General features: G+C 63.2%; 25 protein-coding genes and 1 tRNA gene. 6 read left to right on the top strand and 20 right to left on the bottom strand.

Translation table 11 applies throughout. The features are described 5' to 3' along the window. Positions 1 to 9: 9 nt before the first annotated feature. Positions 10 to 1203, top strand: a complete 1194-nt coding sequence (locus tag R3P95_RS15435) for a L,D-transpeptidase (RefSeq protein WP_283347846.1) — start codon at positions 10 to 12, stop codon at positions 1201 to 1203. Between the two features lie 20 nt (positions 1204 to 1223). Here R3P95_RS15435 and R3P95_RS15430 read toward each other — a convergent pair whose 3' ends face one another. Beyond that, the gene (locus tag R3P95_RS15430; RefSeq protein WP_317548735.1) at positions 1224 to 1973 is read right to left on the bottom strand and encodes a M23 family metallopeptidase; all 750 of its coding nucleotides are present in this window, start codon (positions 1971 to 1973) and stop codon (positions 1224 to 1226) included. An 801-nt stretch (positions 1974 to 2774) separates the two neighbouring features. On the opposite strand from R3P95_RS15430, the gene R3P95_RS15425 reads away from it, so the two are divergent. Next, entirely contained in the window at positions 2775 to 3059 is a 285-nt protein-coding gene (locus R3P95_RS15425; RefSeq protein WP_317548733.1) for a hypothetical protein, read from the top strand. Further along, entirely contained in the window at positions 3059 to 3526 is a 468-nt protein-coding gene (locus R3P95_RS15420; RefSeq protein WP_317548732.1) for a hypothetical protein, read from the top strand. Before R3P95_RS15425 ends, R3P95_RS15420 begins: the two co-directional genes overlap by 1 nt. 248 nt (positions 3527 to 3774) lie before the next feature. Here the strand turns inward: R3P95_RS15420 and R3P95_RS15415 are convergent, their stop codons facing one another. From R3P95_RS15415 to R3P95_RS15340, 16 genes are all read right to left on the bottom strand, one after another. Continuing rightward, the gene (locus R3P95_RS15415) at positions 3775 to 4059 is read right to left on the bottom strand and encodes a hypothetical protein (protein WP_128645047.1); all 285 of its coding nucleotides are present in this window, start codon (positions 4057 to 4059) and stop codon (positions 3775 to 3777) included. Continuing rightward, complete coding sequence (locus R3P95_RS15410; RefSeq protein WP_317548731.1) at positions 4056 to 6236, bottom strand: phage minor capsid protein; 2181 nt, start codon at positions 6234 to 6236, stop codon at positions 4056 to 4058. Before R3P95_RS15410 ends, R3P95_RS15415 begins: the two co-directional genes overlap by 4 nt. Positions 6237 to 6239: 3 nt before the next feature. Then, a complete protein-coding gene (locus tag R3P95_RS15405; RefSeq protein WP_317548730.1) occupies positions 6240 to 7493 on the bottom strand; it encodes an AAA family ATPase in 1254 nt (417 codons plus the stop codon). Further along, positions 7490 to 7861 carry a hypothetical protein gene (locus R3P95_RS15400; RefSeq protein ID WP_317548729.1) on the bottom strand — a complete coding sequence of 124 codons (372 nt, stop codon included), beginning with the start codon at positions 7859 to 7861 and terminating at the stop codon, positions 7490 to 7492. The genes R3P95_RS15405 and R3P95_RS15400 overlap by 4 nt, the downstream gene beginning before the upstream one ends. Before the next feature lie 9 nt (positions 7862 to 7870). Next, positions 7871 to 9343: a terminase large subunit domain-containing protein gene (locus tag R3P95_RS15395; RefSeq protein WP_317548728.1), complete on the bottom strand. Its 1473-nt coding sequence runs from the start codon at positions 9341 to 9343 to the stop codon at positions 7871 to 7873. Further along, positions 9340 to 9828, bottom strand: a complete 489-nt coding sequence (locus R3P95_RS15390) for a hypothetical protein (RefSeq protein ID WP_317548727.1) — start codon at positions 9826 to 9828, stop codon at positions 9340 to 9342. Before R3P95_RS15390 ends, R3P95_RS15395 begins: the two co-directional genes overlap by 4 nt. Positions 9829 to 9831: 3 nt before the next feature. Next, positions 9832 to 10470, bottom strand: coding sequence for a hypothetical protein (locus R3P95_RS15385; RefSeq protein WP_317548726.1), 639 nt, complete (start codon positions 10468 to 10470; stop codon positions 9832 to 9834). After that, complete coding sequence (locus R3P95_RS15380; protein ID WP_317548724.1) at positions 10463 to 10660, bottom strand: hypothetical protein; 198 nt, start codon at positions 10658 to 10660, stop codon at positions 10463 to 10465. The genes R3P95_RS15385 and R3P95_RS15380 overlap by 8 nt, the downstream gene beginning before the upstream one ends. An 8-nt stretch (positions 10661 to 10668) precedes the next feature. Continuing rightward, positions 10669 to 11220: a hypothetical protein gene (locus tag R3P95_RS15375; RefSeq protein WP_317548722.1), complete on the bottom strand. Its 552-nt coding sequence runs from the start codon at positions 11218 to 11220 to the stop codon at positions 10669 to 10671. Between the two features lie 32 nt (positions 11221 to 11252). After that, entirely contained in the window at positions 11253 to 14978 is a 3726-nt protein-coding gene (locus R3P95_RS15370) for a hypothetical protein (protein ID WP_317548721.1), read from the bottom strand. After that, on the bottom strand, positions 14968 to 15285 hold the full coding sequence (locus R3P95_RS15365) for a hypothetical protein (RefSeq protein WP_317548719.1): 318 nt from the start codon (positions 15283 to 15285) through the stop codon (positions 14968 to 14970). Before R3P95_RS15365 ends, R3P95_RS15370 begins: the two co-directional genes overlap by 11 nt. Beyond that, positions 15282 to 15833 (bottom strand): hypothetical protein, encoded by a 552-nt coding sequence (locus tag R3P95_RS15360; RefSeq protein ID WP_317548718.1) that lies wholly within the window; start codon positions 15831 to 15833, stop codon positions 15282 to 15284. The genes R3P95_RS15365 and R3P95_RS15360 overlap by 4 nt, the downstream gene beginning before the upstream one ends. After that, the gene (locus R3P95_RS15355; RefSeq protein WP_317548717.1) at positions 15830 to 16132 is read right to left on the bottom strand and encodes a hypothetical protein; all 303 of its coding nucleotides are present in this window, start codon (positions 16130 to 16132) and stop codon (positions 15830 to 15832) included. Before R3P95_RS15355 ends, R3P95_RS15360 begins: the two co-directional genes overlap by 4 nt. Positions 16133 to 16152: 20 nt before the next feature. Beyond that, on the bottom strand, positions 16153 to 16422 hold the full coding sequence (locus tag R3P95_RS15350) for a hypothetical protein (protein ID WP_317548715.1): 270 nt from the start codon (positions 16420 to 16422) through the stop codon (positions 16153 to 16155). Continuing rightward, the gene (locus tag R3P95_RS15345; RefSeq protein WP_317548714.1) at positions 16419 to 16961 is read right to left on the bottom strand and encodes a hypothetical protein; all 543 of its coding nucleotides are present in this window, start codon (positions 16959 to 16961) and stop codon (positions 16419 to 16421) included. Before R3P95_RS15345 ends, R3P95_RS15350 begins: the two co-directional genes overlap by 4 nt. 95 nt (positions 16962 to 17056) lie before the next feature. Further along, positions 17057 to 17293, bottom strand: a complete 237-nt coding sequence (locus R3P95_RS15340; protein ID WP_128646686.1) for a helix-turn-helix domain-containing protein — start codon at positions 17291 to 17293, stop codon at positions 17057 to 17059. Between the two features lie 118 nt (positions 17294 to 17411). Here R3P95_RS15340 and R3P95_RS15335 point away from each other — a divergent pair, with 118 nt between their 5' ends. Both R3P95_RS15335 and R3P95_RS15330 read left to right on the top strand, forming a co-directional pair. Next, the gene (locus R3P95_RS15335; protein WP_128646688.1) at positions 17412 to 17855 is read left to right on the top strand and encodes a helix-turn-helix domain-containing protein; all 444 of its coding nucleotides are present in this window, start codon (positions 17412 to 17414) and stop codon (positions 17853 to 17855) included. Beyond that, complete coding sequence (locus R3P95_RS15330) at positions 17848 to 19038, top strand: tyrosine-type recombinase/integrase (protein ID WP_317548713.1); 1191 nt, start codon at positions 17848 to 17850, stop codon at positions 19036 to 19038. The genes R3P95_RS15335 and R3P95_RS15330 overlap by 8 nt, the downstream gene beginning before the upstream one ends. 82 nt (positions 19039 to 19120) lie before the next feature. On the opposite strand, the gene R3P95_RS15325 is transcribed toward R3P95_RS15330, so the two are convergent. Both R3P95_RS15325 and orn read right to left on the bottom strand, forming a co-directional pair. Continuing rightward, positions 19121 to 19196: transfer RNA gene (locus tag R3P95_RS15325), tRNA-His, on the bottom strand. A gap of 78 nt (positions 19197 to 19274) precedes the next feature. Next, positions 19275 to 19886, bottom strand: a complete 612-nt coding sequence (gene orn / locus R3P95_RS15320; RefSeq protein ID WP_283347845.1) for an oligoribonuclease — start codon at positions 19884 to 19886, stop codon at positions 19275 to 19277. 94 nt (positions 19887 to 19980) lie between these two features. Here orn and R3P95_RS15315 point away from each other — a divergent pair, with 94 nt between their 5' ends. Next, the gene (locus R3P95_RS15315; RefSeq protein ID WP_317548712.1) at positions 19981 to 21705 is read left to right on the top strand and encodes a helicase HerA-like domain-containing protein; all 1725 of its coding nucleotides are present in this window, start codon (positions 19981 to 19983) and stop codon (positions 21703 to 21705) included. 48 nt (positions 21706 to 21753) lie between these two features. On the opposite strand, the gene cmrA is transcribed toward R3P95_RS15315, so the two are convergent. Then, entirely contained in the window at positions 21754 to 22557 is an 804-nt protein-coding gene (cmrA, locus tag R3P95_RS15310) for a mycolate reductase (protein ID WP_317548711.1), read from the bottom strand. Positions 22558 to 22573: the final 16 nt, after the last annotated feature.

Raw genomic sequence — 22573 nt, 5'->3', positions numbered from 1 at the left:
GTGTGATTCATGAGGGTGTATCGCGGATTCGTACTCGCCGCGGTGGGAGTGGTTGCTTCGGTGGCAGTCCTGTCGGGATGTAGTTCTGCATCGGACGTCTCCGAACCGTCGGTGCCGATCGACTCCAACCCGATGACCGAGCTGATGAAGCCGAAGCTGACCTCGAGCGTCCTCGACGGAGCCGTCGGATTCTCGCCGGCGGACCCGGTGACCGTCTCGGTCGCCGACGGCAAGTTGTCCTCGGTGACGATGCTCAACCCGGAAGGCGTGCCGGTCTCGGGCGCGATCTCGCCCGACGGACTGTCGTGGACCAACACCGAACCGCTCGGCTACGACCGCGAATACCGCGTCCAAGCCGACGCGTACGGACTCGGGGGAGCGTCGAGCACGGTATCGAGCTTCACCACCAGCCAACCCGGCAACTTCACCAAGCCCTACGTTCTCCCGAACCCCGGCGACATCGTCGGAATCGGTCAGCCGGTCGCGGTTCAGTTCGACGAACCGATCACCGACAAAGTGGCCGCACAGAACGCCATCACCGTCACCACGACGCCAGCCGTCGAGGGCGCGTTCTACTGGGTCAACAACAAAGAAGTTCGCTGGCGTCCGCAGAACTACTGGGCACCGGGCACCAAGGTCGACGTGGCGGTGAACGTGTACGGACGCGATCTCGGTGACGACATCTTCGGTCAGGAGAACGCCACGACCTCGTTCACGATCGGTGATGCGGTCATCGCCACCGCCGACGACAACACCAAGCAGGTGACGTTCAACGTCAACGGCCAGGACGTCATCACCATGCCGACATCGATGGGCAAGGACAGCACGCCCACCGACAACGGCGTCTACATCATCGGCGACCGCTTCGAACATCTCGTGATGGATTCCTCGACCTACGGTGTGCCGGTGAATTCGTCCAGCGGATACCGCACCCCGGTCGACTGGGCGACGCGGATGTCCTACAGCGGCATCTTCTTCCACTCCGCACCGTGGTCGGTGGGACAGCAGGGTTATTCCAATGCCTCGCACGGGTGCCTGAACCTGAGCCCCACCAATGCGAAGTGGGTCTACGACAACACCAAGCGCGGCGATATCGTCGTCGTGAAGAACACCGTCGGTGGAACGCTGTCGGGTACCGACGGCCTCGGTGACTGGAACGTCCCGTGGGATGAGTGGAAGGCCGGGAACGCCACCACGGTCTGATCGGACCGTGGTTCGGCCGATCAGCTTCGGTCGCGGGTCTGGTACAGCGAGGGATCGATACCCAGCGTCTTCAGGTAGGCCACCGGTTCGACGCTCGAACCGTTGTTGCGCACCTCGAAGTGCAGATGCGGTCCGGTCGAGTTTCCGGTGCTGCCGACTGCGCCGAGTACATCGCCCGGTGCCACTTCGTCGCCGACCGAGACCGCAATGCTGGACTGGTGGCCGTAGTAGGTCTCGGTGTTGCCACTCTTGACCCGCACGAGCTTGCCGTAGCCGTCGCCTGCGTCTCCGGCCTGAACGACGGTTCCGCCGGTGACCGCTTGGATCGGAGTTCCGCTGTCCGCAGCGAAATCGACACCCTGGTGGAACTGCGCGCCGTTGCCGGTCGGGTTGTTGCGCCCGCCGTAGCCGGAGGTGATGCGGTAGTCGCCTGCATCGATGGGCAGCACTGCTCCACCGAGCCCGACGGTCGGCGGAGCGGTCGGGAGTTCGATCTCGGGTACTTCCGCGGCGCTCGGAGCGTCCGGTGAGTCCGGTGCGGAGAGCACGTCGCTGTCGAGAACGATCGCTGCTACCTGGTTGATGAGGACGCCGGTGGCGTCCAGAACGGCCGCGAGAATCGCGGCCCGTTGCTGCGCGTCGGGCTGCGGTATCGGGATCTGGGGGAGTTCGATGGTGGGTTGAGCGGTGGCCACCGCTGGGCTGAGCAAGCCGGTTGTGCCGATGCACAGTGCTGCCGACAAGATCGAACCCGCTATGACTCTGTGCATTCTGCGACCCACGAAAAGCCTCCTCGTCTGCGTCCTCCGCGCACCTCGGATGGGTGCGCGGAGGACGTAAGAACATGTTCGGTGACGCTTCGGGGCACGCTGAACTCACGTAGCAAAAAACACATGAATCACATTGGTACTTTTCTTCCCCAAAAGTGCCATTGGTAACCGTACGTCACATTAACCCCACAAGAAACCTGAAAGTTGAATTACAACAACGTAATTCGAGGTCAGCGTGGTCGCGGCTGCACCGGAGGGCTCGTCGCTCGGGGAATGGAGACACGAAAAAGGCCGGCCTCACGAGGAGACCGGCCTTGTTCGTATGGGGTGAGCGACGGGACTCGAACTCCCGTTCCAGCAGAAACGTCGCGATACATGCCGGATCAGATCCTCGCGTTGAGCAGCGCTTCTGTCGCGAAGGTAGTCCGCGAACCAACATCTATGTACACAAGAATGCAACAACGGTATTGCATGAGTCGTTGCATCGTGCGCATCATTTCAGCATCGTTCGCAACCCGAACCGACGCCGAGGTTTCGCTAGGAATGTTGGTCTGTTGTGCCGTCTGTGTCTGTGTGTTGGCATATCTGGCACAGCTGGCATATTTGCTGGTCGTGGGGTTGTGCCATGTGTGGGTGTTTGGCACAGCTGGTTGTGCCATTTCTGTTCTAGTTGTGCCATTGGCATAACTGTGTGACCTGTAGTTATGCCAGTTGTGCCAGTTGTGCCAACTGATGGGTTGTCGGACTGTTTGGGTAGCGTGGCGTGTGGTTGGTTTCCTCGGTTCGAAAGGTGGAGGGCAGATGAGTTTGTTCATTGATGTGGACACGATTACGCACGTGTTGTTGGTGGATGGGTGGCATGAGGTGAAGCCGGGGTCGTTCTACACCGACAGCTACGAGTTCGTGTCGGAGGTGGACGACAAGGGCGGCTTTCACACCGAGGTTGGCGGTGGAGCGGTGCCGGGTGTGCCGCATACAGGTTTCCAGTTCGAGGACCCCTTCCCGGCTGCGGGTGCGGGCAACCTCGTTGTCGGGCCTCTGACAGCGATACTCGCAGTGCGCCGGAACCGTGGGGTGAATGGCTGATGGTGGACTTCATCGCGCATGAGCAGTACGACGTGTTCACGGGCTCGGTGGCGGCAGATGATGCCGATTTCGAGTCCATCGAGAAGATCTTGGGATTCGATGAGAGTGCGTCAGTTCTGGGGTTCCGGGTGAGTGGTACTCATCCGATGTTGACGGACGGAGGTGCTGCCAACTCCTCGTACACGTATTTGACGGCCTGGGTGGTTGACAGTCTCAAGCTAGAGCCAAATCGTCCCGTGGACGTCACTGAATATCAGTTTCACACCGCAGAGCTGGAGTATGACAACAAGAATCCCACGAGCTTCGGGGTTCTTCTGCGTGCGCTTAAGCGTGTGTCAGTGACACTCTGGCGGGACAGAGTGCACTCAGCGGGTTTGACTGGGGACCACATCAACGTCGTTTCGACGGTTGTCCGTGTGCGGGAGGGTGATAAGTGGGTCACGGCAGATGAGTGGGCCGTTGAGTGAGTGTGTCGCCACGGCATTCGTGGCGTCGAGCGTCCTAGGCTCACGGCATGGGAAAACGAATCGTTGTGATGCTGGCTGATGGTGGTCGACGTGAGTACGAGTGCGACGAGCCGTTGGCTAATCCGGATGCAGATACGGGCGTGCTGACCGTGATGGACGGGAGCCAGGTCTACGGCACGTTCGAGAAGGGGACGTGGTCGGAGGTCAAGATCCTCCCCTTGGGCCGCGGAGCGGGCGCGGGGCCGTCGTCAGTAGATGCGGCCGGGTTCGCTGGGGAATAGTGGGTACGGGGGTAGGTCTCCGGTGAGGTCTGCGCCGGGGAGCAGGTTCATTGCTGCGGCCATCAGTGTGGATGCGTCGATGATGGTTGCGCCGGGGCCGGTTGGGGTGAGGGGGAAGGTGTAGCCGTCCTGGGTGAGTCGCCATCGTGTTTCGGGGTCGGCGTCCCACATGTCGGGTGTGGCGGTGTCGTTGTCGCCTGTGTATTCGAGCCAGCGGCTGTTGTCGTCGGGGTCTGTAATTTTCCAGGTCATAGCAGTGCCATCACTCCGATCACGAACTCTTGTAGCTGGCTGGTCTTGTCGAACTCGCCTGTGGGGTTGCTGCGGCCGAACGTGTCTTGGATACCTACCTGGAATGCTTCGGCGGCTCGTCGAGCTGGATCGGCCATTTGGTCGTTTGCGTACGTCTTGCCGGCGTACCTGTTGTGCCAATCGTCCTCGTATCCGACCTCGTCGGCCAGCTCTGGTCGATTCGGGTACACCTTCGTTTGTGGTTCCAGTACGCCGTTCTTGGTTGAGCGGGACCGGATGAGGGCGAACTCTAGCTGGGTCAGGCCGGGGATGAGGGTTTCCATTCGGTGGCCTAGTTCGTGGGCCATCACTTCGTCGGGGTAGGAGTCGAACGCACCGCGGTAGTTCGGTTTGTGGTCCTTTTCGGGTGCTGCGATGAAGTCCCAGGTCTCGTTGAAGAAGGCCCGGTCGGCTTTGCCGATGTCCAGTTCGCCGCGTGCTGTTCCCGCTCGGAGCCAGTCGGCCGGGTAGATTGCCTCGGCTCTACGCACTGCGGCGATGCCTTCTGCCGTGCCCGCCGTGGCACTGCTGAATCCTGTGGTCGACAGCTTGACGGCCTGCTGCACACCGCCGATGGGGCGTACCTCGGCAAGGGTTTCGAGGAGAATCGCCTGTTCACGTCGCGCGATGTCGCGGAAGATCGTGTCTCGTCGGGGTGAGAATGCACCGCCGCTGGCCAGCAGATCCTTGTCCTCTTTCCGCAGTTTCTTCAGTGCGGCGTCGGTGTCGAATCTCTTGACTGCGTCGGCGCGGATTGCTTTGCCGACTGTGAGAGTTGTGTCGAGGTGGCGTTGAAGTTCTTCGGGAACGAGCTTCGCGCCGTTCTTGTCCTTCGGGTACTTGAGGGTGGTGTCGAGCCACCCGGCCTTATCGGATGGCAGTGTTGTTCGTGCCTGTTCGACGAGTTCCCGTGTCGATGCAGTGAGTAGCGTTGATTTGGGTTTCGGCTTCGGCTTGACCGGCGTGGCTTTCGGGGTGGGTTTGAGTGCGGCGCGTGCGGGGTTGCCGGGGCCGTAGACGCCGGTGATTTGTTCGCGGTCGCGGCGGCGGCCTACTCCGGTCTGCTCGGTGTGGGCCTTGATGCGGGCTTGCCATTCGCGGGCTTTGGCGTTGGCGGCTTTCTTGGCGTCGGGGTCGATGGCGGCGGCGGCTTTGCGTTTCCAGTCGCGAACACCGCGTTCTAGGCGTCGGAGTTCTTGGGTGTTCTCGTAGCCGTCGTCGTCGGGTTCGGTGGGTGTGGTGTCGGTGACGCCAGGAACGAAAAGCTGAGTTCTGTGTCGGCATGATGGATGCTGGAAACCACGCGACATAGCTTCTGCCAGTGAGGCTTTCACTCGAACAGTGGTCGGCTCTCCGGTGCGTCGTGAGGGTAGTTCGACGGCCCCGACATTCCGCCCGGACAGGGACAGGATCTGTCGCTCGTACGGTTGGCAGACAGGGGCGGGTCGGGGGTGGCTGGACACGACAACGAGGTCGTAGCCGCGTTCGGTCAGTGTCTCGTTGTGCGAGGTGATGAGAGCGCGGGTGCTTGCGGTTCGGACGGCCATTTCGGCGTAGGCGGTCATGGACCACGTTTTGCCGGTGGAGTCCCGGAAGCCGGTGATGCCGTGGGCTGCGAACTCGTCAAGTGCCCGCTGTGTGGCCTGTACGCGGGTTTGTACGCCGGAGACGGTGGCGACGGCACCGCGGGCGACGACGCGGCGGTAGATGTCCTCTGAGCCTCGCAGGATGCCGGTGTGGAGTGCGGTGGTTGCGGCAGCGGCTTGGTCGACGATGAGGGCGATTGCGCGGGAGTCGGTGGCGGGTCGTGTCCCGTCGTTGCGGAGGATATTTCCGGTAGTGCCCTTCTCGGCTTTGGCGACGTCGGCGGTGGCCGCGGCTTTCCCGTCTTTGATGGATTGCCGCATGGCGGCGTCGAGGAGTTTCGCGGAGGTGCCGGCTGTCTTCCCGACGAGCGTGCGGGCCGCGGTGCGGAACGTGGTGATCTCGGTGAGTTGGCGTTGTGCCCAGTCGGGTGCGTTCATGCCGCGCGCGAGCCTGGTCGAGATGAGTTCAAGGAGGATCAGTTCAAGGCGTTCGTACTCGGCAACGAGCTGATTGGCGGGTTCGTTACGTGCCTGCTGAGGTTGAATTGGCATGTCTCACGCAGACTTTCGCAGCGGCGTCACAGGCAGTGACCACTTCGTGATGGGTGGAGCTCCGTAGTACCCGACATTCACGTTCAGCTCTTTCCTGGCACGTGCGAGGGTGCGCTCGGGGATACCTGCGTTGCGTGCTTCACGCTTCACATCGGCCGACCGAACCTCCGGTCCTTCGAGCTCGAGGTACTCGCGGAGCCACTTCACGGCGTAGCCCTTCTCGTCTTCACCGTCTTCGCCGGTGGCTTCGGCATGTGCGTCTGCGAGGTGCTTGCGCATCGTCTGGCCGCTGTCACCGAGTGGGGTCAGTTGGGGGATGCAGCCGTCGTCGTCGGATGTGGGTGCGAAGTAGTTGGAGGCTGTGATCTGGAATCTGGTGGCGTCGACTTTGCCTGCGCTGTTGGCTTTCTCGGGGCCGATGAGGAGGTGGCCTTCGTTGTCGGGGTCGGCCTGAGCGAACAGGGTCATGCGGGCTTTCTTGCGGAGTTCACCTGTTGCGCCGTACTTGTCTCGGGGGTTGCCGCTGGTGGTGCGGTTGGTGTGGCTGAGGAGCAGCACGGCTGAGTTTTTCGTCTGTGCGAGTTCTTTCCACGGGTGTAGTGCGCGGCGTGCCTGCTGGGGGTCTTTCACGGAAAGGGTTCCTGTGACGGTGTCGAGCCAGGCATCGACAACGATCAGTGCGGGGCGGATGGTGCTTGCTGTGAGGACGTGCATGTCTCGGGGGAACACTGGTGCCCCGGAGCCGTCTTCGTCGGCGCACACGACAGTGATGCGGTTGAGGTCTGCACCGACGATTTCGAGGCGTGGGCGGACGGTGGTGGACCAGTCGTCTTCGGTGACTATGACGAGCACGTCTTGTGGTGCGCGGGCCGGGATGCCGAAGTCGTCGGATGCTGTGCCGTTAGTGACGTGGCCGGCGAGCCAGGTCCAGAACAGAGACTTGCCGATGCCTTCGTCACCAACGAGGAGGCTGATGGCCGCGCGCGGGATACGGCTACGCGCGAGCCACTGCGGCTGTTCGGCGCGCTTGAGGTCCGTTGCCCGCCACAGCTTCGGTAGCTCGTCGTGTGCGGCTTCGGCCTTGTGTTCGTCGGCTGGGTGTGGCAGGTCTGCGTATGGGTCTCCTGCGGCGTAATCGACGTCCGAGGCGGTAGAATCATCCTCGGATCGTGTGGCGTCGAGGTCGCTGGTCTCCTGATGGAAGGGCTCTCCGTGGATGGCGGGGGGCCTTTCATCGTTCCCGGTGGGAATGTTCACGCGATGTGGTCCTCTCGATCGGGTGCGGTGCCGTATCCGGCTTCGCGGAGTAGTTGAGTCATCGCGTCGAGTGGCATCACTGCCAGCCATTGGGAGGGGTCACCGAGCCCGCGGCGTTTGCAGACCAGGACAGCGTGGTCGGCTTTCGCTTCGGTTTTCTGCTCGGCTAGTTGGGTGAGCCATTCGGGCCAGGCGTAAGCGGCTCGGTCCTTGACCTGGATGGTGACGCCGGGGCAGGCGTGGAGGTCGCCGGCGTCTCGGAAGTATCCGGCGCGTGTGCGTTCGGTTCCGGGAAATCCGTTGGCGCGTAGGAAGTCTCGAACTGCTCGCTCGGCGCGGTCGCCTTTGAGTTTGTTTGCGTTCGGCATTCGAGGCTCCTAGATCTTGTCGACGTTGCCCATGAGCAACATCTCGTCGTCGTGGGGTCGCGGGATGGTGTGGATGCGGGTGCCGGCTGGGGTGGTGAGGACGTCGCCGCGTCCGAAGAGTCCTCGGTCGTACGTTCCGGTGAAGGTGGCGATGTTCGACACCGCTTGCATCAGTGCCATTGCGAGGTCGTCGTGTCCTGCTGCTTCGGGTACCGAGATCCGCAGTAGCCCTTGGACGGTCTGTTCGTATTCGAGGGCGTGAAGTTGTCGCAGGAGATCGGGGTGGTTCGGGAGGACGAGGCGTCCTTGTTGGAGTAGGACTTTGATGCGGCCGAATCCGCCTGCCTTGCGGCGTGAGTCGGTGGTGACTCCCTTGACGAGAGTCTGGAACCCTGTGCGGCTTTTCTGCGATGCGCGGTAGGCGCGCTCTTGGAGCACCTGCGTGGGCATTGCACCGACGCCGTTGGTTTCGGAGACGTACCTGCGTACCGAGTACTTGCTTTGGATGAAGGCGAGTCGGTCGATGAAGTCCGAGTACTGCATTCGGGAGTGCGCTTCGAGCCAGGGGATGTAGAACACGGGAGTGTCGCGGCCGACCTTGTTGGCGTTCAGGTCGACGTCGGAGAGGGCGGCGAGGAGGACGACGGCGTTGGCATCGTTGCTGAATCCCCAGTCGATGCCGCCGGCGACGAGCTGGCGTTGCGCGTCCTCGGGTGCCATGAGTTGGTATGGGGCGACTGCGTTGTCGAGTTCGGTGGTGGTGAAGTATGCGCCACTGTCGTCGGTCCACTCGGCGAGGTATTCGCGCCGGAACTCGTGCGAGGGGGTGCGGCGTTCGAGGTCGTCGAGGTCGTCTTGGCTGATGAGCGGCGAATGAGAGGACGGCCAGTGGAACGAGGCGACGCGGGCGGTGGGGGCGTCCATGCCCTGTTTCCAGTTGCGTCGGAAGAAGTGCTCGTAGTTGCCCCACGGAGACGATGTGAGGATGACGCGGCTACCGGGGCGGGCGATGATCGCGGGCTCGGCAGCGGACCAGATGGACCCCGGTACGAACCCCGCTTCGTCGACGATGAGGAGATCAACGGGCCATCCTCGGATCTGCTTCTCGGACGCCGGTACCGAGATGATCTTCGAGCCGTTGCTGAGGACCAGCTGCGTCTTCGAGTCGTCGAGCACCGATCCGGCGAGGAGGTCCGAATTGCGGGCGAGGAAGGAGATGTCATCGAGCAACCGCAGCGATGCAGTCTCGCCGGCAGAGATGAGCAGGACCAGATTGTTTTCCCTGCTGAACGCCCAGTGCAGGGCGATGATCGCGAGGCTGCGGGACTTACCGACCTGGCGTCCGGCACACACCACGCGGTAGCGGGCGGGGCAGTCGGCCAGCTCCTGTTGGTAGTCCCATAGCGGTGCGCCGACGAGGGCTTCGGCGAATCGGCTCGGGCTGGCGTTCAGTTCTGTGAGGACGGTGTCGGTGACGCTCATGCGGTCCCGCCGTTCTGCTTGTTGAGCGCGGACATGAGCTGCGCGAGGTCGACTTTGGTTGCGGTGGTGTCTTTTCCGAGCTTCGCGCGGGAGAGGGGATCGAGGCCCAGCCGGGAAGCCATGCTCGCGAGGTGCCCCCGGACCCGCACCAGGTAGATCGCGGCCGGGGCAACCGTGCCGTCCTCGCGGATCTCACCGTGCTCGTCGAGCCACTTCTCCAGCACCTCGACACGTGCGGCGGTGCGCGCATAGTCGAGGAGAGCTTCCCGATACGTCGTGTCTTGGAGGTAGGGCAGTTCAGCCATGAGGTCGTTCGCGATGTCGGCGGCCAGCGGGACGATGATGCGATCGGAGTACGCGCCGTGCTTCTTCGACTTGAAGTGGCCGGCCTTGAACGGTTCCCACGTGTAGCCGCGGGCGGGGCCTTTGCTCCCCGGCAGGTGGATGATCTCGGCGGATTCCCCCTGTCGGGGAGCGTCGGGCATCTCTTACGCCTCCATGCGCAAAGGTGCGTCGGTGTGGGTGGTGAACTGCGCCATGTATCGCGCCTGCCGCTCTTCCTCAGCACGGTTGGCTTCGGCCTCACGCGCTGCGTGTTCCTCGCGTGTGGCGTCGCTGTGAAGGCCGTGCACTTTGGTGACGACCTGGCCGGAGGCTTCCTGGGTCGCCAGCTTCAGGTAGGCGCTACCGTCGCTGTCTCGGTAGTGGCTGAAGTCGAACAGCCACCGGACGTCCTGCGGCAGTTCGACGCCCAACTCTCCCGCGCGGGCACCGATCGTCGAGTAGGCCGCGTCCATTGCAGCGACCTCGTTCTGGAACGTGCGGATGGCGTCGACGAGTCCGGCGTACGCGCGCTGTGCTGGGACCACACCGGTGCTGTAGAACGCTTCACGCTGTGCAATGGCTTCGTCGTAGGCCGACTGCCGTTCCTGCTGCACGCGGTCGGCCTCGCGCTTCTCAGCGCCCTTACGCCGCAGTCGTAGGAAGCCGACGTGGTCCTTGGCCTTCTCGATCGCTTCGGGAGTGACGTCGGTGTCGCCGTCGATGACGGCCTGCTCCAGATCGGTCACTCCGGCTTCTGCTTCGCGGATCTCGCGGTCGACGTCGTCGATGGTCAGTTCAGGCATTGCGGTTGCTCCTTTTGTAGTCGGCTTCTCGGCGGTTCTGTTCCATCGCTCGTTGGACGCCTTCGCTCAGTCCGAGGAACCCCTCCTGCTGGGTTCGTTCGGTGGTGTCTTTTGTTGCCTCACGGATCTTTTCGGCGTCGGCCTGTTGCTTCTTGTAGTGCTCGTCGATGGCATTGCGGAGGTTCGTCATGCGATCTCCTACCGGTATTCGATGGGGGTGAGGGGGTTGTACGGGGAACCGGGGTCGGTGTACGGCGATGTGCCCTGGTGTCGTTCGGGGTGGGTGCGGCGACTCTCTGCGACTGCCGCGGCCCGCGCGGGAGAGTCGACCTCGTAGGCCCGCACCTCCGGTCCGTGGGGATCAGCACCGGGACCACCGCTCATCGGGAGGATGGGATCGAAGTCGACTGGTTCGACGATCGGGGGGCCACCGACCTTCCCGAAGGTTGCGAGGTCGTAGGCGTCCTGACGCTTGGTGTCGACGCAATGCAGCCGTTGCAGCGCCGAGTCGATGGGATTGGCCGCGTCGGGTGTTGGGATCGTCGATGGCGACCCGTCTTCGCGGACGACCAGTGTCGTGCCTCCGAGCTGGTGGGTTCCGTCCGGTGACGTGATTCCTCCGCTGGCTGGCAGGAAACTGCCGTTCGGGAAGTGGTAGACGCCGTCCTTGTCGACGTAGCCGAGGCCGGTGTAGCTGCGATCGTCGGGGTTGTGGCTGCCGAAGATTCGGCGGACGTTCGGTGGATTCATGTGATGCTCCTAATGTGTTGTGATGCTTGGGTTTACGCGATGCCTGTGGACAGCAGGTCGAGGGCGACACTGCCGTTGCTGGTGTCGAAGTTTGCGTCCAAGGTGACGAGCCCGCCCTTGGAAAGGATCTCGACCAGTTGATCGAGTCGGCCAATGACGGCTTCGGACAGGCCGGGGATGTCGTTGCTGCCGGTGTCGAACTGCGGCATCAACTGCGACAGGTCGACTTGCCCGGATTGGGCCATCGACAGGAACCCGCCGACACCCGATGCCGCGGTGAACCCGAGACCCGCCGCGAGTGAGGCAGCTTCCATCAGGTTGGTGGGGCGCATGTAGTCGCGGGCCTTCGGTTCGTTGTAGCCACCGAACCCACCGTCCGCGAACTCGGTGATGTTCAGCCGCTTCCCGGTCTCCCGCCAGATGTCCACTGCGCGTGCACGTTTCGCCGGGTCGCCGGGTATGTATGCTTCCCACGGTCCTGCTTGGGGTTCCGCCCATACGCGCACGTTGCCGCCTGTGGTTGCGATCTCGGGGTTCTGGGATTCGATGCCTCCATTCGCGAACACCTTCAAGCTCCCGACCGCTTTCGGGGTGCGACCGTCTGGGGCTGCGCCACCGATGTCGGAGAAGTTGATGACCCGCACATCTACCGGACCCGACGACGTCGGCAGGGTTTTGGTCCGACTGCCTGACGACATGCCCGCCGAACTGCTATCCGGCTGCCCGTAATCAGTGACCGTCAAAGCCTGCGCCCCGACGTCATAGCTACCCGGATCAGACGACGGCTCACCAGGTGGCTGCGACATCGCCACATGCACATGGTTACGGTGACCCGCCATCGTCGATGCACCGTAAAAGCTGCCGTCGACTATCGACCCGTTCTTCACATTCTTGTCGAAACCTGGGGCCGAGTAGATCAGTTCGAGGAGCTTCGGCTTGTAGTTGTCGACCATGAAGTTGGCGAATGCCAACTGCTCGGGAGTGTTGTCGGAGCCGTTGGAGAAGTCGGCGGCCTGCCCTGAACCGTGGTGTCCTGGGTCGCCTGCGCGGTAGCCGGATGTCATCGTCAGGGCGGGGAAGTTCTCGGATGCGAGGTTGCTGAGACCGGATACGATGCCGCCGTCGGCCATCTGTACGAGCCCGTACCCGAAGCGGTCAGCGACATCCTTGAGGATGCCGACGGCGCGGGGACGCTTCGACTCAGCCCCAGGAATGAACGCTTCCCACGGGCCTGCGCCTTCCTCCGCCCACTGCACCAGACCCTTGCCGCCGGCGGACTTGATGAGTGCTTCCTGGGGGAGCTTCCCGTCAGCGAAGTTGCCGCCACCGCCACCAAGCGTGCCCGGTGCCGCAGGAGCGCCACCACCCGCATTCAGATACGGCGTCGGACCCTGCATCGACGGCGCATCCGCCTCCGACACACCCTGCGACCGCCAATACCCGATCTGACGCTGCCGCAAGTCGACGAACATGTCGATGTTCTTGCCAGTGTTGTTCCCGATGAACGCATCGATCGCAGCCTGACCCTCATCGGTATTCGAGGTGACCTTGAACGTGCCATCCGGCAGCCGCTCCACCTTCATGCCCAGAGCTTCGAGGTCTTCGATGTGCTGGGGTGTGTTCGACGTGATGACGATGGACTTGTCGTCTGGGACTTTGTAGACCGCGCCGGACAAGGCATCCATGAGCCGTGCCGATGCCTCTGCGCGTTCGCCGGCTGCGCGGACATCGTCACCCATCTCGCGGATGCCGGGGCGGGCATTGTCGATCATGTCCGCGAGACCGTTCATCTTGTCCGAGGAGGACTGGACTTGGTCGGCGTACCACTTCGTTTTCTCGCCCGCACCTTCGATCGCCTCACCGACGTCCTGCATCCCTGGAATGTGTTTGACGATGCCGCCCATGAACTCGGCGTAGGAACCCATCGCTTGGAGGGCGTTGCCCATTGTTGCGCCGACAACCTCACCCCAATCAGCGAGGAACCTCAGGCTCCCGGACGTGAACGCGAGGATCGCATCCAACGTCGTGAACCCAGCATCCGCAAGCCCGGTGAAGAACCCGATGATCTCCGGCTTGTTGTCCTTCACCCAGACGGCAAGGTCGGTCAAAGCGGGACCGAACGCTTGGGCGAGTGCGAGTTTGATGTCCGCCGAGGACATCTCGATCGAATTCTTCGCCGCCGTGAACGCAGCTTCGGTGTTGGAGGACATGGTGTCACCGGCCAACGCGGCAGCGCCGGCGACGTCTCCGAACTCGGTGACCGCTGTGTCCAGGTTCAGCTTGAACGCCGCGCCTTGGATGTCCTCGAACTTGGTACCGAACAAGGCCAGGGCGGCCGCGTTCTTCTCCGTCGGATCGGTGATCGCATTGAGCCCACGGAGGGCATCGGCCATCGCGTTCCGCGACGCCTCACCACCCTCGTTCATGGCCGTCGTCCACAGCTCCGAGTTGAGGCTCAGCTTCTCGAAACCATCAGCCGCAGCGGCAGTCCCGTCGGTTGCACGCAGCTTCATCTCTTTCAGTGCGTCGATGACGACGTCGGTGTCGCGGGCACCACCCTTGACGCCCTGCGCCACCAACGCCCAACCCTCTGCACCTTCCAGCCCGAGTGCACGCAACTGGGTGGAGTACTCGATCTGGGAGTCGAGAAGATCCTCGGAGACGTTCAGACTGTTCTTCTGCGACTGCACCAACAGATCGAACGCGCCGGTGGCATCCTTCGCTATGCCGTTCTTCACCGACTGCCCCGCGGCACGGGCAACCGCAGGTATCTCTTCGCCCATGATCTCGGAGACAATGTTGAGCTGCTCGATCGTCGACTTGAACGTCCCAGTGTCTTCCTCACCAGTGAGCAACCCGGACTGGATCGCGGCGCGGACACCATCCATGTTCGATGCCGCCGACTCACCCCAACCGTTCGAGTACGCAGCCCCCGCCGCCTCACCGATACGACGGGCAGTCTCCTCGTTGATACCCAACTTGGCTTGGATCAGATCCTGCGTCGCCTCTTGCTGCATCCCATCTGCGATCGCATCGGCCAGCGCGACACCGACGCCGATACCGAGGACGGCGACACCGGCGAGAGCGACCCCGATCGGCCCGCCCTTCGATCCGAGTCCTGCGACACGGGGCGCGAATCCGGCAATGAACGAACCACCCGTCGATGACCCTGCGCTACCTGCGGTACCCGACAGACCCTCCAACCCGCCTGAGAAGCGATCCGCGAAGCCCGAACCGGCTGCCTCACCTGAACGTTCCGCCTCCTGCGCTGTCTCGCGCATCGCACGCTGAGCCCGCTCCATCGCGGTCACCGCATCGCGGCCACCCTGCTCGGCAGCGCGAGCCGCACGACGATGGGACGCCTCCATACGGTCGTTCGCCTGCTCGGCCTGCCGTATCGCCCGCTCAGCGTTTCCGGTCGCAGTCGCCACACCACGCTGTGCCGCTTCGAGCTGATCCGCGGACGTCGTCGAATCCCGCTGCGCAGCATCGAGACGCCCCTGAGCCACCCGCACTGCCTCGGTGGCGGTCTCGGCACGCGAGTTCGCGCGCTCCGATGCCGTCGCATACGTCGTCGCTTCACGCTGCAACTGCTGGTACCCCTGAGCCATCCGCTGCGTGGAGGCGGTGATACCCGTGGCGGCCTGTGACGTGACCTGCTCCGTGCGGCGCGCCGACTGCTGCGCACCATTCAAAGCGCTGGTCAGCTGGTCCTCAGCTGACAACCGGACAGACAGTTCACCGAGATCAAGAGCCATGATGTTCCCCCAACTTGGTGCTGAACGTGGTCCCCAACGCCTCATCGAACTGCCGCTTCACCGCGTCGGCATAGCCGTCCAGGGCACCGGGAAAGCCCGCCTGAGCCAACAAGGGGCCGACCGCCCCGAACAACTTGAAGCAACCCTCGATCGAACCATTCACAGCACCAACGAGTTTGAACACGAGCGCGTGCATATCGTCGGCGTCGAGGCTGTCCAGCAGCTGCGCCGCCAGGTGACGGTCACCGGCCTCGATCAGCTTGAACAGCGCCCTCACCTCCGGCATCAAATCGTTCTGACTACTCATACGTGGCTCACTTTCTCGGACGCAGCGTCCAACCGATCTCGGACCGCTGCGATAGCTCGGAATTGATCTGTGACGACGGGCATCAGCTCGGCCCGGTCGAGTTCGTCAGCGGCCTGCTTGAGGCAGTCACCGACTCGGGACGTCGTGCGGCGCAACGACTCTTCGAGAACCGCGTACAGGTAGACGCGGCCGTTGCTGGGAAGCGGAACACCGGTGTAGCAATCCATGACGAACTTGCTCAGCGCCGCGAGTCGGTCACCAGTCCCGACCGATCCACCCGAACGGATCAGCGCCACAACCGCGCCGGGGTCCGGGTCGACACCATCGCCCGCCAACTCCCGCACACACTGGACCACCGCCGACGCCTTCGGGTCCGCGAAATCCCGACTGACGACGAAGTCGAGCCAGACCAGCGCCGTACCGGCGCGCTGCCAGAGCAGCGCACCGACAAAGCAGGACTCAGCCGTGACCACGATGCGGAGCGGTGAGACCGACGCATCGATCCCGGTGCGTGTATCCGCGTGTAAGGCCAGATCCGCAACCGTCACAAGCCATCACTCCCCTTGGTCAGGGCACAGAGGTACTGCGCGCGTGCCACGCGATGATCAGCCGCGGAATGCGCAGGGCAGTCAGGATCGTCGATGAGGTCCGTGGCAGAGCAACGCCGCGAGAGGTAATCGGCGTTCTTCTGCCGAAGTTCCTCGATCCGCTCGAACGCCGAGGTAATCCCGTCGATAACGTCGACAGCCTCTTCGAGCGAGAGCTTGATCGAGGTATCACCCCAGGACAGATGAACGTGTTTCTGTAGGCCGTCCAACCTGACACGGACCGTCTCGTCGGAGATCACGAGTGTGCTGGTCGTTGCCATCACGCGGCCTCGATTCCGATGAGACCGTGCTTCGCCCTGGCTATCTGGGCGAAGTCCAGCAGCAACGCGGCCAGGTGCTCGGCGTCGTCCCACGCGATCGGGTACATCGAGCGGCCCTCATCGGTCAGGAACGCCAGCTCGATCCGATCGAAGTTCACCAGACCGACCCGCAGGACATCACGCCCATCGAGGCCGTCGAGGCCGTCGAGAGTGATGACACCCTCGAACGCCGCAGTAACGTTGCCAGGCAGCATCTTCGTGCCCCTCACGCTGCACGCTCCTCGGTCGAACCGGTGCACGCATCAGCAGTCGCAACGAGCAACAGCCGCACCAACTCCGGGATGGAATCGGTCGAGAACGTCGCGTCATACCCACGGAGAACGACGTTGTGTTCCGTCGGCTCACCCTCGAACGGGAACCGCTGCGAACCCACCACCGACTCGAACCCGGACAGATCCCAGACCGACCCCGCAGACCCGTACGCCTCCGTATGCGCGTCACCATCCTCGGAACGATCGAGTTGCGCCGCCGTATACGCCTGCGCCAGAAGCACAATCAGCTTCAAGGCATCATCCAGCGGAAACGACCAACCCACGTCGGACTGGTCGTAGACCTGCACCGAATGAATCGAGCCTTCTTCATCGACATACCGATTCACCCCCACGGAAACGGCGACATCAGGTTCCGTGGTCGTCAACGAACCCAACTTCAACGAATCCATGAAGTCGGGTACCGGCAACGGGACCGGGCGGGGCTCGAAGGCAGGCGTGGACGTGTGAACGTTGCTTTCGGTTGGTACAGTGCTCATAGCGAAGTCACTCCTTGGGAAACGGGATGGGTTCAGTGCCTCGGCAGGTGGTAGGACACCTGTCGAGGTTTTTTCATTGAGAAGGGACGCCGACATCAAGACGCGGCGCTGACGGGTTGGTCCGCGCCGAAAAGGGTCAGGAACGGCAGACGTGGGATGAGCACGCGCCGGCCCACGTTGACGGAAGGGATCTGGCCCCGCTGAATACCACCGGTCAGGGTCCGAACGTCGATACCCAAGACCTCCGCTGCCAGCTTCTTGGTGATTACCACTTCGTTCGATCGGCGGAGATCGTCCAGGGTGGTCCTGCTATGAGCCTCTGTCGTGCTCATCTGTCCTCCAGGTGTCATAAAATGCGTCGGTTGGAACGCATTAATAGTTACACGAAACACGCCAAGGATGCAATAAATACCTTCGAGATGCCTATACATTTTCTGATACATTGCGTGCATGGGCGCACTGGAGGACACGGATAAGGCAATCGGGCAAGCTGTTCAGAGGGCGCGGATCGCGCGAGGCTGGTCTCAGACCGCACTAGCGGAGAGGCTCGCGGAGGCGAGCGAAACGAACTGGTTGCAGCAAACCGTCCTCCGGCTCGAGTCCGGTCAGCGGTCGTTGAAGGTTCGCGAACTGATACTGCTGTCAGAAGTGCTCGGCATCAGCCCAGCGGGATTGCTCGATGGCATTGTGCGCGAACAACATTCAGATCCTCTGGATGTCGAGTCCATGAATTGGATGATTCGCGATCTGAACAACGCCATCACCGCGCTACAAGAGGCACTCATCGGGCAAGAGCGAAGCGCCACGCAGGTCAAGGAGTCAGCCCAGCAGATCCGGCACCAGCGCGACGTTCTCGAAGCTGAGATGAAGAGCAGGCAGTCCCGCAATGGCTAGGCGCAGTCGGCGGGCCGGCAAAGGCTCCATCACCAGCTACACCACCAAAGCCGGAACACGCTGGCGCTACCAACTCTGGGTACCACTCGACCCCGAAAACCCCGACGAAGGCGACCGCCAAACCGGAAAAGCCGGCTACAAGACAGCAGCCGAAGCGGACGACGCACTCACCACAGCGAAGAACGAAGCAGCCGCGGGCCTACGCGTCGACAACACCAAGATCACCCTCGGCCCCTACGCGCAGCAATGGCTCGACAGCCACAGGGTCGCCAACACCACCCGGGAGCAGTACCAGCGCCACATCACCCTCCACATCGCCCCAACCCTCGGCGACGTTGCAATCAGAGCGATCACCGCCACCCGCATCGCCAAGCTCTACCGAGACCTCGAAGACAAAGGACTTGGCACCAACACCATCCGAAAGATCCACGTCACCCTCACCCAGATACTCGACGCTGCCGTCGCCGACCGACACGTACTCGTAAACCGAGCGCGCACCAAAGCCGCCAAGCCACCCACCATGAAGCAGGCGAAAGAAGCCGCCGAGGAATACGAGGCATGGACCGCAGCGCAACTCTCCGCGTTCCTCGCATGGGACAGGGACGTCTACAACGACGAACTCCACGCCCTCTGGCACACCATGGCCTCGACCGGCATCCGGCGCTCTGAAGCTCTCGCCCTCCGATGGACCGACGTCAATCTCACCGATGGGGCCATCACCGTACGGCGCGCCCTCGACTCGTCGATCACCGGCAAGGGGACCGTGAAGGGCACCAAGACCGGCCGCACCCGGCGCATCGACATCGACACAGCCACCATCGACAGCCTGAAAGCACACAGGGCGGCACGGGGCGGCATGGCACTGGCATTAGCGCGGGGTGACTCGCTTGTCTTCGGTAACGACGCAGGGGAGCCACGGAACGTACGCGGGGCATCCACCGGGTGGACCATGCGGGTACGACGGGCACGGGCGCACCTCGGGGAGGACGTGCTGCCTACCCTCCGGCTGCACGGCCTGCGGCACACCCACGCCACCCTCTTGATCGCAGCGGGGGAGTCGATCAAGGTGGTTCAGGAGCGGCTCGGTCACGCGTCCATCTCAGTCACGATGGACATCTACAGCCATGTGATCCCCGGCCAACAGAAGAGCGCAGCCGAGAGGTTCGCCGCCCTTTTGAGCTGACGCTATTGCACCGTCTGTTGCATGGAGCAGAAACGACAGAAGCCCTGACCCGCGTCATTGCAGGTCAGGGCTTCTCTTCGTGTGGGGTGAGCGACGGGACTCGAACCCGCGACATCCAGGATCACAACCTGGTGCTCTACCAGCTGAACTACGCCCACCATTGCACGCATCCGCAGAACCTTTTCGGGCTCTCCATCAGCAGCGTCGACAATACTAGCGGGTTGAATCCCGGGTTGCTAATCCGCCCCTGACTGCGTGTCTAGATCTTGAACGACAGCTGCAATATCGCTGGTGGAGGGCCCCGGCTGCGCTACGAAGGCAGTCCGGCGGTAGTACTGCAGCTCCTTGATCGACTCCTTGATGTCCGCCAGGGCGCGGTGCGCAAGGCCCTTGGGTGGCTGTCCGTAGTAGATCCGCGGGTACCACCGGCGGGCGAGTTCCTTGATCGAGCTGACGTCGATCATGCGGTAGTGGAGGTAGGTGTCGAGCGCGGTCATGTCGCGAGAGATGAAGCCGCGATCGGTGCCGATGGAGTTTCCCGCGAGGGGAACGGTCCCGGCCACCGGGACATGCTCCTTGATGTACGCCAGGACGCGCTGCTCGGCTTCCTCCAGCGTCACCGTCGACGCGCGCACCTCGTCGGTCAAGCCCGATTTGGCATGCATGTCGGTGACGACGGCAGGCATGTTCGCCAACGCGTCGTCGTCGGCATGGATGACGATGTCGACACCCTCCCCGAGGATGTTGAGCTCGCTGTCGGTCACCAGCGCCGCAATTTCGATCAGCTTGTCCTTGCTCAGGTCCAAGCCGGTCATTTCACAATCGATCCACACAAGTTTGTCCTGCACTCGCACCACACTAGTGCGAGCTGCTGTGCCACTAGGGTTTGCGGTGGCGATCGAGCCAGTTCAGCATCAGCACACGTTCATGGAGGACGCGGACATGACAGTCGACCCGACGCAGCCGGCACCCACGCTCAGCCCGGCAGAGAAGGCGAAGGCTGCCAAGGCCGCCGCCGTCGAAGCGGCACGGGTTGCCGCCGAAGCTCTGGCTGCAGCGGACGCCGCCGAAGCCGAGGCGTTGGCCGCGGAACAGGTGCAGCCGCAGGCATCGACGGGCAAGGCCGCCGAGATCGCCGCCGGATACGCGTCGGAGGGTGCCGCGTTGGAATTGGGAACCGTGGTGCTCGACGGCGTCACCGATCCGTCCGCTCGTATCCGAATTCCGTTGGCCACGTTGAACAGGCACGGTCTGGTGGCCGGGGCCACCGGAACCGGAAAGACGAAGACGCTGCAGGGCATTGCCGAACAGCTCTGCGCCGCAGGCGTTCCCGTGGTCATGGCCGACGTCAAAGGTGACTTGTCCGGCCTGTCGCAGCCGGGAGCGGACAACGAGAAGATCCGCAGCCGAGCGGCGGACACCGGAATTCCGGACTGGGCTCCCACCGGCCATCCGGTCGAGTTTCTCTCCCTGGGCACCGACGGAATCGGCGTCCCGGTGCGCGCCACCATCACCGCCTTCGGGCCGATTCTGCTCAGTAAGGTGTTGGGGCTGAACAACACTCAGGAATCCACTCTCGGCTTGATCTTCCACTGGGCCGATTCGCAGGGGCTCGCCCTGCTCGATCTGAAGGACCTGCGGTCGGTGATCATGCACCTGACCAGCGACGAGGGCAAAGCCGATCTGAAGGGCATCGGCGGCGTCTCCTCGGCCACCGCAGGAGTGATTCTGCGCGCGCTGGTCAACCTCGAAGCGGACGGCGGCGACACCTTCTTCGGTGAACCCGAGCTCGAGACCGAGGACCTGCTACGCGTCGGGCCGGACGGCAGAGGCGTCGTCACCTTGTTCGAGCTCGGGGCGCAGGCTTCGCGGCCGGTGATGTTCTCCACGTTCCTGATGTGGGTGCTGGCCGACCTGTTCCAGACGCTGCCCGAGGTGGGTGACGTGGACAAGCCCAAGCTGGTCTTCATCTTCGACGAGGCACACCTGCTGTTCGCCGACGCCTCGAAGGCGTTTCTGCAGCAGGTGGAGCAGACCGTCAAGCTCATCCGCTCCAAGGGTGTCGGTGTCTTCTTCTGCACGCAGCTGCCCACCGATGTCCCCAACGATGTTCTCTCGCAACTGGGGGCGCGGATTCAGCACGCCCTGCGCGCCTTCACACCCGACGATCAGAAGGCCTTGAACAAGACGGTCCGCACGTACCCCAAGACCGACGCCTACGACCTGGAGAAGGCGCTGACCTCGTTGGGTACCGGCGAAGCGATCGTGACGGTGCTCTCGGAGATGGGTGCACCGACTCCTGTGGCGTGGACCAAGATTCGGCCGCCCCGCTCTCTGATGGACACCATCGGCAACGACGCCATCGCGGCGGCCGCGTCGTCGAGCACTCTGTCCTCGAAGTACCGAGAAACGATCGACCGCGAGTCCGCCTACGAGCGGATGAACGCGCGGGTGGCGAACGTACCGGCCCCGGCCGAGAAGTTCGACATCCCGACCCTGCCTGCGGATCTGCCGGATCTACCGCCGAGCGAGCCGGATGGGCCGTCGGCCGCCGAGCGCATCATGGGCAACCCTGCCGTCAAGAGCTTCCTTCGATCGGCCGCCTCGGCCGCCGGGCGGGAAATTTCGCGCAGCATCTTCGGAACCGGACGTCGCCGCCGACGCTGAGCTTGCTCAGTCGGGAGTGGAGCCCGCGGAACGACCAAAATTCGGGTATCAGTTGCCGAGCTTCTTGTAGAAGCTGCCGATGATCGGTGCGGAGATGCTGCGCGGGCTGTACTGGCCGGCCGCCGACATGCCCTTGCTCAGCAGACCCGGTACGACGCGCATCTTGTTTTTCTCGAGGCCCTCGAGAGACACCTTCGCGGTGTAGGCGCTGTCGATCCACAGGAAATCGGGAACCATCTTGTCGACGATCGAGGCCTCGGCCGGGTCCGGTGTCTCGGTGCGGACCGGGCCGGGAGCGAGGAGGGTGACGTTCACTCCGGTGCCGGCGAGCTCACCGCGCAGTGACTCCGAGAACGTGTTCACGAAGGCCTTGGTCGCTGCATAGGTCGCGTTGTTGGGGATGGCCATGTTGCCCGCCGCCGAGCCGGTGATCAGGATGCCGCCCGCTCCGCGACCGATCATGCCGGGCATGACCGCCAGTGTGAGGTCGTGCACCGCAACGGCATTGAGCTCGACCTGGTCGCGCTCGTACGCGGGATCGAGACCGGACAACGGCCCGAACGTTGCTATCCCTGCGTTGTTGCACAGGATCGAGATCTCGCGCTCGGACAGCTCGGTCACCAGTTCCTGTCGCTGCTCACGGTTCGACAGATCCGACTGACGCACCTCGACGGTGACGCCGTACTCGGCCGTGAGCTTTGTGGCCAACGCCTCGAGCAACTCGCCGCGTCGAGCCACCACGATCAGTGAATGACCTCGGGCGGCGAGTTCGGTGGCCAGGGCTTCACCGATTCCGGAAGAGGCTCCGGTGACGACGGCGCGGGTATCTGGGCTGGGCTTGGGCAGGCTCACGGTGAGACAGGCTAGC

It is taken from the genome of Rhodococcus cercidiphylli, assembly GCF_033042225.1.
Taxonomy (GTDB): Bacteria; Actinomycetota; Actinomycetes; order Mycobacteriales; family Mycobacteriaceae; genus Rhodococcoides.
This window is presented reverse-complemented; position numbering and strand designations above follow the sequence as displayed.